Source organism: Bartonella sp. AC62GZZY (assembly GCF_042196525.1).
Taxonomy (GTDB): domain Bacteria; phylum Pseudomonadota; class Alphaproteobacteria; order Rhizobiales; family Rhizobiaceae; genus Bartonella.
This window is the reverse complement of sequence record NZ_JBHIQN010000021.1, coordinates 5,340-13,465: the sequence shown is the minus strand read 5'-3', so window position 1 is coordinate 13,465 and position 8,126 is coordinate 5,340. Positions and strand designations below refer to the sequence as shown.

The 8,126-nt window shown below is 39.0% G+C and carries 7 protein-coding genes; 3 read left to right on the top strand and 4 right to left on the bottom strand.

The window, feature by feature from the left end; translation table 11 throughout:
- Window positions 1–449: 449 nt before the first annotated feature.
- Window positions 450–773: a hypothetical protein gene (locus ACFIML_RS08355; protein WP_375607073.1), complete on the top strand. Its 324-nt coding sequence runs from the start codon at window positions 450–452 to the stop codon at window positions 771–773.
- Window positions 774–1,830: 1,057 nt separating this feature from the next.
- Here ACFIML_RS08355 and ACFIML_RS08350 read toward each other — a convergent pair.
- From ACFIML_RS08350 to ACFIML_RS08335, 4 genes are all read right to left on the bottom strand, one after another.
- Complete coding sequence (locus tag ACFIML_RS08350) at window positions 1,831–3,000, bottom strand: DUF6990 domain-containing protein (protein ID WP_375687897.1); 1,170 nt, start codon at window positions 2,998–3,000, stop codon at window positions 1,831–1,833.
- 13 nt (window positions 3,001–3,013) lie between these two features.
- On the bottom strand, window positions 3,014–3,388 hold the full coding sequence (locus tag ACFIML_RS08345) for a hypothetical protein (RefSeq protein ID WP_375607075.1): 375 nt from the start codon (window positions 3,386–3,388) through the stop codon (window positions 3,014–3,016).
- A gap of 1,652 nt (window positions 3,389–5,040) precedes the next feature.
- Window positions 5,041–5,382, bottom strand: a complete 342-nt coding sequence (locus tag ACFIML_RS08340) for a hypothetical protein (RefSeq protein WP_375687895.1) — start codon at window positions 5,380–5,382, stop codon at window positions 5,041–5,043.
- A 339-nt stretch (window positions 5,383–5,721) separates the two neighbouring features.
- Window positions 5,722–5,853: a hypothetical protein gene (locus ACFIML_RS08335; RefSeq protein ID WP_375614463.1), complete on the bottom strand. Its 132-nt coding sequence runs from the start codon at window positions 5,851–5,853 to the stop codon at window positions 5,722–5,724.
- Window positions 5,854–6,584: 731 nt separating this feature from the next.
- On the opposite strand from ACFIML_RS08335, the gene ACFIML_RS08330 reads away from it, so the two are divergent.
- Window positions 6,585–7,148: an NADPH-dependent FMN reductase gene (locus ACFIML_RS08330; RefSeq protein WP_375607079.1), complete on the top strand. Its 564-nt coding sequence runs from the start codon at window positions 6,585–6,587 to the stop codon at window positions 7,146–7,148.
- Window positions 7,149–7,166: 18 nt separating this feature from the next.
- Complete coding sequence (locus tag ACFIML_RS08325) at window positions 7,167–7,682, top strand: short-chain dehydrogenase (RefSeq protein WP_375614465.1); 516 nt, start codon at window positions 7,167–7,169, stop codon at window positions 7,680–7,682.
- Window positions 7,683–8,126 lie beyond the last annotated feature (444 nt).

The following is an 8,126-nucleotide window of genomic DNA, read 5'->3' as shown; positions in this document are numbered from 1 at the left end:
AGCCCTCAAAAAGAGTGCATCCTTCCCCTCAAGGGATACCGCCAAACCCTCATGAGGCAGTATCCAATCTATGAGGATGCACTCTAGCCTTCAAAAAGAGTGCATCTTTCCCCTCAAGGGGTTTACTCAACTTTCATCGCATATCATTTTTATGAACCCTCATTTTTATGAATCCTTGATCAAAGATACAAAAAGAAGTTTGCTAGCAACTATTGTATCACCCACCTTATGGGATTCCACTTCTCTACAGAGCTTTCAAACTTTTTTACGCCTTCATAAAGTCGAATCTGAAAGAATTCATTAAGGCAATTAAGGGTAAATTTTGTCAATTTCTAGACAAAGTTTATTCTTTTTTGTGATTGTTGTATTTTTACTATAGTTATTTAAATCGAATTTATATATGATACGTATCGATATTTATTTATAGAAATAAATATAGGAGAAAAACTATGAATATCAGATATTTTTTCATAGCTGGGGCTATTACAAGTGGTTTAGCTCTCGCGATTCAAAAATCTGATCGTATAGTCAATAAACAACCCTCTCCTATTGTTGCTCCTTATACTATTGAGAAAACAACTTTACAGTTTGTTAAACAAGTAAGGGACACATCGGATACATTGAATATACTGAGAGTCAGTAATAGAAGCGCATCAGAACAAGCATCCATCAACGATATATACGATAAAGCAGAAAATTTATTGAATGCACTAGCTGGTTTTTTAGGATCACTTATTATATATTTCTTACAACTTGTTGCTAATAAAATATAAGATACAAAAAGTTCTTAAAGTAAGGTTATATACATTTTGTGTATATTGTAAAAATTTAAATAAAAAGGCCCTTTATAAAATGGGGCCTTTTTTAGTTTAATTTTTCCTTTGTTTTAGTTTAATTTTTATTGTGTTTTTATTTTTATTGGCCAAATATCATCGCCTTCAAAAATGCCATTTTTACTTGTCTCACATCTCAAATGACAAAGGCTCTACCCCCTAGCTTCCCTCCCATAGCGCTTTAGTTAATAAGGGTCCGCAATCTTCTTGTTTTTCCCAAAATTCTTCTGTTTTCAAGAAAATGACCATGCATCCCCTACGTCATCGAATTGGCTTCCAGATCTCCATGAAACAGACTTAAAAACACAAAAATACCATAAATTTTTACATCAATATCACCATACTGAAACACTGTTGAAGCTTAACAAGCGCTGCTTCATTGGCAAGGACTTCTTAAAAAGACAAAAAACACCTCAAAGGCAAAAGAGCTTAACACTGCTCAAAAATGGCATTTTTGCCTTCCTCTCATCTCAAATGACAAAGGCTCTACCCTCTTTTAGGCTCTACCCTCTTTTAGGCTCTACCCTCTTTTAGGCTCTACCCTCTTTTAGGCTCTACCCTCTTTTAGGCTCTACCCCCTTTTAGACTCTACCCTCTTTTAGGCTCTACCCCCTTTTAGGCTCTACCCCCTTTTAGGCTCTACCCTCTTTTAGGCTCTACCCTCTTTTAGACTCTCCCCCCTTTTATAGCTCCCCCGTAGCGCCCCTTGAGTCAATGAAGCTTTCCCTCATAGCGCTTATTCAAGCGCTAATTTATGAGCATTTTCTAACAAAACAACAGAACCGTCTTAAAGAAGAGAGCGAATTTATAATTGATTTTTCTCCCCTATTCTTGAGGATCAAGCCATTTTCAGTCTATTTTTTAAAATCTTGGCTATTATTCTCGATTTTTCGAACACTTTATTTTGCTCTGGTAAGAAAGGTGTGAAAGCGTCTCAATCATAGCGCTTTCACATCTTTTAAATAAGAGCGCTTTTCTTCAACAGGAGAGTACAACACTAATCAATTTTTATATCCATAAATGCGATTTTACCATCTTTAATATAAGTAATATCAGGAGCATGTTTTACCCCCTCTGCTTCAAACACGAACTGTTCATCACTCACCCCTTCAAATCCTTGTTCTCTTAATTTTTGTTTTTTCTCCTCAACTAATTTTTTATGAAAATCTCGTTTTTGATTACACAAATTAAGGTTTCTATCTCTAAAAAGCTGATAGTCCATGGCTATGGACAACTTCTCAGCAACCCGTTCCAGCAGATCGTAACTGAACTTTCCTTCCCTTTCCACTTCTTGAGCGATCACCATCGCGCGTTCCAAATAAACTTTTTCAATGGTTTCATCAAAGCCAAGCTGGTTCCCTGCCGTAAAACTTTCGTCATAAGAAGCTAAAGTCTCCACATCGCCCAGCAAAGCAAGAGCAGCAAGATGCAGCAAAGCATAAGGTGCGAGCTCTATGTCATCATCCGGTGTCCAAGATAAAGAGTCTTTTTCCCAAGGAGGAAGACGATATTGAGAGCGAAAAGTTTCATGCAAAGAATCATCTTCCATTGTCCATTTTAAAGTTTTTTCAAGCGCTTTTTTTAAACACGCGGCACTCACTTTTTCTTCAAAAATTTCCAATCCATTGGGCACAAAATTCATAAATACCGTTGGCAAAACCCCAGAATTATGAGGATTAATCGTCTGACAAGCAGCCGCAAAAACACCGCTCATAATTAAAAGCCCGCGATCAAACGGGGAAAATTCTTCCACGTGTTTTTCGTTATAAAGAAACTGCACTTCGCGATCTGGTAAAAAGAGGGTTGCCAAATAATCTCCTTTTCCCTCGATGTCCACAGACCACCCCAAGCTTTTTAAAAGCGCTGTTGCACTTTCTATCGTGAGAATTTCATCATCATCATAACCGACAAAGGGTTCTTTTTCCTTTTCCTTTAGTTGCAAACGCCTCTTCTGCAGCACGGCTTCATCTTTCCAAAACTGCTGCATTGCAAGATCATTTTCTTTAAGCACGCGTTCCAACGCGCCTTTCACTTGGAAATTCATTTTCATCCGTTTAAAGACAGAGGTATAAAGAGCTAAAACAAGCATGATAATGATCATGCAAATAACAATAAATACCCAGAACTCGGGATCTAATAGAAGTACAGCTATAGGATCACTGTTCATTTTTCCCCCCTCACTATTTACACAACCCGTGCGACAGAGAGCTTATTTGCTCTCGCTCAGAGAGCGCTTCGTCTAGTTTCTGAATATTTTTGTACAACTCACCCGTCACTTTGGTGCGAAGCCGTAACATAACCGGAATAAAAATAATGACACAGACCATTATAATGTCCGTTGTTTTAAGGAGAACGGCATGCACAACATATTGCCACCCTGTCAGCTGCCAATTTAATACACCTGGTATTCCTAGAACCATTCTCCAGATGACAAAGACAACAGCAATAGCAAAAATAACTTTATAATCCTTTGCTGAGAGCAACACTTGCTGAAGCGAAAAAGAATGCACTCCTTTATGCTTTTCTTGCTCTGATGTCCAATTTTGCTCCTTCATGTATTCCCCTCTCACTCTTTGAAAAGCCCCGTGTGACAGAGAGCTTATTTTGTCTCACACAGAGATTGCCTCTTCTCGTTTCTGGATCTTTTTTTCCAATTTACGCATTATGATGATGCAAAACCCAAATACCACCGGAATAAAGAAAAGTACACAGGCCGTTATGGCTTACGTCATAATAAAAATTATAATATTCCTGCTGCCTTGGCCCCTCTTGCCTTCCTCACATCTCAAACAGTGAAGATTTTCAAACCGTACCAATCTATAAACAATAGTCACAATTCAGCTTTTTCTTCCTAAAAATTCTCCTATTTTCAAGAAAATGACCCTGCATCCCCACTTCAATAGGATTCATTTCAAAGCTTGAATGAACAAAGCTCCTAAAAATACGAAAACAACCCATATACCGCGCGGCGCCTACGAGCAAAACCGTTCCTTCCTCAGGACTCAAACGATAAAGTAAGTCTCAAGCGCTCACTCTAGGCTCTAAACCCCACGGGCTCTTATTCCCTTTAATCAACACTGATCCATAATCGGCTTTTCTTCCACTCAATGCCATCCTCAACACTGCCCCTTAGAGCAATGTTTATGGACAACCCATAAAGAGCACCAAAACATCTCAGAGGCAAAATGGTATAGAGAGCAATCCCTGTAAATAATGGTATAGAGAGCAATCCCTATAAAGGCTGAATCTCTCATAATTTCTTCATTATTTTTCCCCCTCTCACGACTTCTCAAACGCTGTATCCTGTTCTTTCAAGACGTTTTTCAGTTCTTTTCTTAAACAGCGATACATTTTCGCCTGCTTAAAGACACCATAATAAAGTTCCAAAATCATCATGGGAATAAAAGCAACCCCCAATGTCACGAACATAAGCACGAGAACAAATATCCTGATAAAAATATCACTCCTTTTTTCTCTATCGCCTTTTTTATACCGATCCTTTTGATCGGTTATTTTACCCCGTTGCTAATCTATTTCTTTCAATTTCCGAATATTTTTTACCAACAAAAGCCACAATGTTATGAAGAGTATGTACAAAACTGGAAACAAGACCCAAACACACATTGTAATAATTTGCCAAAACGTACACAGAGAGAGAAAAAGGGGTGTATCCTGCCACCCTGTCAAGTTCTCTTGGCTACCCAAAGATGAGAGAAAGAAAATCCTGTTCCACAACTCAAGAGAGAAAATGCTGTACTCTTTGCTATCCAAGGATGAGAGAGAGAGAATCCTATTCCACAGCTCAAGAAAGAAAATCCTATTCCATAGCTCAATAATGAGTGAGAGAAAACAAATGACAACATGCTCTTGCACAGAAAAAACACTTTTTTCGAAAAAATGGCGCAGTCCATTATAAAATGCTGAATTTTTCCCCTTCATTGCTCTTCCTTTTTATGAAAAACGCATTTCTTTATCTCATGCCCGCTCTTTTAAGAACCACGAAAAGTACAATGCATGGTGCTTCCCTTATTTTCAATAAAAACCCCCAACTTTCTAAAAGCGCGGTTGCTCTTCCAAATGATTAAGAGCATCTTCCTCATTACAAACCTGATAGGCTTCTTTATCCTCTTTGCCTGATGATTTTCCAACCATCCCCTCTTTCTTGTGTCACAAGCTTCCAAACAGTGCCTCTCCCCCCTCACAATAGCTACGCAAGCGCCTTGTCACTCTCTTTTCCTATGCGTTTTAATTCCCGTTTCACTCTACAATACGTTCTCACGCGCTTGAAAACAAAATAATAAAATTCTAAAATGAGCATGACAACACCCACAGGAAAAAAGACATCTAGCAGAAATATCAACCAAAAATATACGATAAAAAAACTGCTTATTCTTTCTCTATTGTTTTTTACCGGATTATTTTGTTGATCGGTTGTGTGACCCCGTTGCTGGATAGCCTCTTCTAACTGCTGAATCATTTTTTTTAACAAATACGTTAAGATGAGATAAAGCACCAATAAAACAGGCATCAAGGCAACAACAACAACCATGATGACTTCACGCATCACAAAGAGCGACAAAAGAGTGCTATCCTGCGATACACTCAACGACCACTTGGATTCTAATGGGATCAAAAGAGCTTTATAACCTATCCCAATAAGGATAGAAATAAGACAAATAATAATATGATCTTTATAAGAACAAAATGATTTTCCAAAAACAAGAGAGCACCGTTTGTTATAAAACGTGTAATTTTCCCCCTTCATTTGCTCTTCCCTTTTATGCAACTGTTTGTCCCTAACTTTTATAAGGACACGAATAACCTCTCAAGCACAATTGCATCCATTATGGTCAAACAGAATACCTCAGAGAACACTCGTATTGCATATTTATGTTGCCAATACTTTTGCCAATTCACGTGCTTGTTTTAAAGAAACATCTCTCAACACTTGCAAACCAACACGCATCACCCCCATTTCATGAACAGCCCCCATGAAATGGGATAACAATAGCGCCCCCATGAATATATTCTCCTTACTATAAACTCTATCACCCCTATTGTTTCAATAAAAAATGTAATCCGGCACCATTCATATACGCCCCCTGCGGCCTCTACAATAGCCTTACCCTCCCCTTGCAACAAGCACGCCATAACTCCATTCCTCAACACAGACACCCCCATTACCCTAAGGCTCCTACAACAACCCCACCCCTGCCCCAACAACAGCCATATCCCGCCTTTACGATAGCCTTTATCCCTTGAAAAAACAGAAGCATTTTTATTCTTTTCTCATTGTTTTCGGCCCCCCACTAAGACATAAAAAAGGGAACTTCCATTGATTTGCAAATGATCGCGCAATAAGAGCATTTGAAATGAGAAAATCTAACAACTTTCTTATTCCAATTAAAAAAGCTCAATGATCATTCAAAATACGATGATATCTTCCATATTTCATTAGAGTTCTTGCAAGGCAATAGCTCAGAACATATTCATAAAAACGCTTCTAAGACACGAGACAGCCGCTATTTTTGAGATCACGCGTTTTAATATTAATGAAAGCACTAACATTCCCTTACAAGTTTGAGGTGTTGTTTTGTCAACAATCTTGTTAGCATGGACTGATTCTATGATGATGCGATATCATCACAATTGCTCTTTATGGACAGCATAATGATACGCATCATTTTACTCATAATTCTTTATAAGCCTTGCGTTATAGGCTTGTTGGGAAAAAAATAAAGGAGAATCCTGTTGAATATAGCAATTATTTTGGGGTCTGTGCGTCAACCTTCCTTAACAAGAACTTTAGCCAGTTATTTAGCGGATTGCCTCATGAAGCGGGGTGCATCACTTCATTGGGTTGATTTGCGTGAACATCCCTTGCCAATGACAGATCCAGATTATCATCAGCAGGTTGAGGCTAATCCAAGTGCAGCAGTCCGTGAGTTTGTAAAAACCATTGCAGCGGCTGATGGTGTTATTCTAGCAAGCCCCGTTTATCAAGGGTCTTATTCGGGTGTTTTAAAAAATGCTCTTGATAATTTAGCCTATAATGCCTTTTTAAATAAACCTGTTGGACTTATCTCTCATGGGAGTACGGCCAAAAAATGCGCACAACCTTGTGAACATTTAGTGCCGGTGGTGCACACGCTTTATGGTTACACACTCCAATGTCAAATTGCCTCTTCCAACGAAGATTTTTCCTCAGATGATGAAGGTCGTACTTGGAAAGTTATAAGTGAAGAGGTACAAACACGTTGTGAAAGACTTGCTGATGAAATGTACACATTTTTAAAGCAAAGAGGTGGGATTTAAAGCAATAAGGGAGGGGGCATGAAAAAAAAAGAGGCGCGCTATCGTTATTTAGTGGTAGGGGGCACAGGGATGCTTGCTCCTTTGTATCAATCACTAGAGCCGCAAGAAGTGATTATTGCTGCACGCTTTCTTTCCCATAAAGTCCAGCTTGAGGCATTGCACAACAAACAGTTGTGCGTGTCGTTGGATTATGATTGTGCGGCATCAAAGGCGCAATTTTTAGAAACTGTGAAGCAATGGCATGATCTAAAATATTGCATATTATGGATTCATTCGCCTGCCCATGCATTTTCCTGCGCATTAATTGAGCAGTTAGCTCTTTTGCCTAAACCACCATGTATTCTTCATATTTTTGGTTCCAACACGCATGATCAAATAATCCTCGAGTGCGCACGCAAAAACAAGGTTGATTTTATCCCCATTCAATTAGGACAAAAAACAACCCCAAAAGGTTTACGACGGCTGCCCCATCAGGAGATAAGCCAACAGGTACTGGATGCCATAAAAAACCATATGAATAAACAAAACTTATGATCAATACCTCTGCTTTGCAAAGAAGCAGTGCCCCTTCAAACTCTATCCATACCCAAACACCCTCTTGAATAACTCATACTCTCTACATCATAGGCTTTTAGAACGAACAATCCCTCTCCTTTACGCCTCTAAACAGCGTCCTTATATCAACAGCTCCAAAACCAAACATTTTTTTCCTCCTCACACGGGCTTATCCCCCTCTCACAACCCTCACAGCCCTTGATCAACCACACACCCTATTACAGTTCCACGTTTTTACGATTTTACAAATTCACAGAAAACAACAAACTTCCGATCAACAGCCCCATTGAAGCCTATCATAAGCCTATTCATTGCCATCAACCCTTTTCCCCCAACGCCCTCCATTCCCCCATTCTAATTTTGACGCATTGCACAATCCAACCTTTATGCCTCCATTGGCACCTCTTCTCCCCAAGCGCTCCA

Coding starts and splice junctions, on each gene's coding strand:
- ACFIML_RS08355 (WP_375607073.1), top strand. CDS start 450: ATGAATATCAGATATTTTTTCATAGCTGGGGCTATTACAAGTGGTTTA.
- ACFIML_RS08350 (WP_375687897.1), bottom strand. CDS start 3,000: ATGAACAGTGATCCTATAGCTGTACTTCTATTAGATCCCGAGTTCTGG.
- ACFIML_RS08345 (WP_375607075.1), bottom strand. CDS start 3,388: ATGAAGGAGCAAAATTGGACATCAGAGCAAGAAAAGCATAAAGGAGTG.
- ACFIML_RS08340 (WP_375687895.1), bottom strand. CDS start 5,382: ATGGTTGTTGTTGTTGCCTTGATGCCTGTTTTATTGGTGCTTTATCTC.
- ACFIML_RS08335 (WP_375614463.1), bottom strand. CDS start 5,853: ATGGGGGCGCTATTGTTATCCCATTTCATGGGGGCTGTTCATGAAATG.
- ACFIML_RS08325 (WP_375614465.1), top strand. CDS start 7,167: ATGAAAAAAAAAGAGGCGCGCTATCGTTATTTAGTGGTAGGGGGCACA.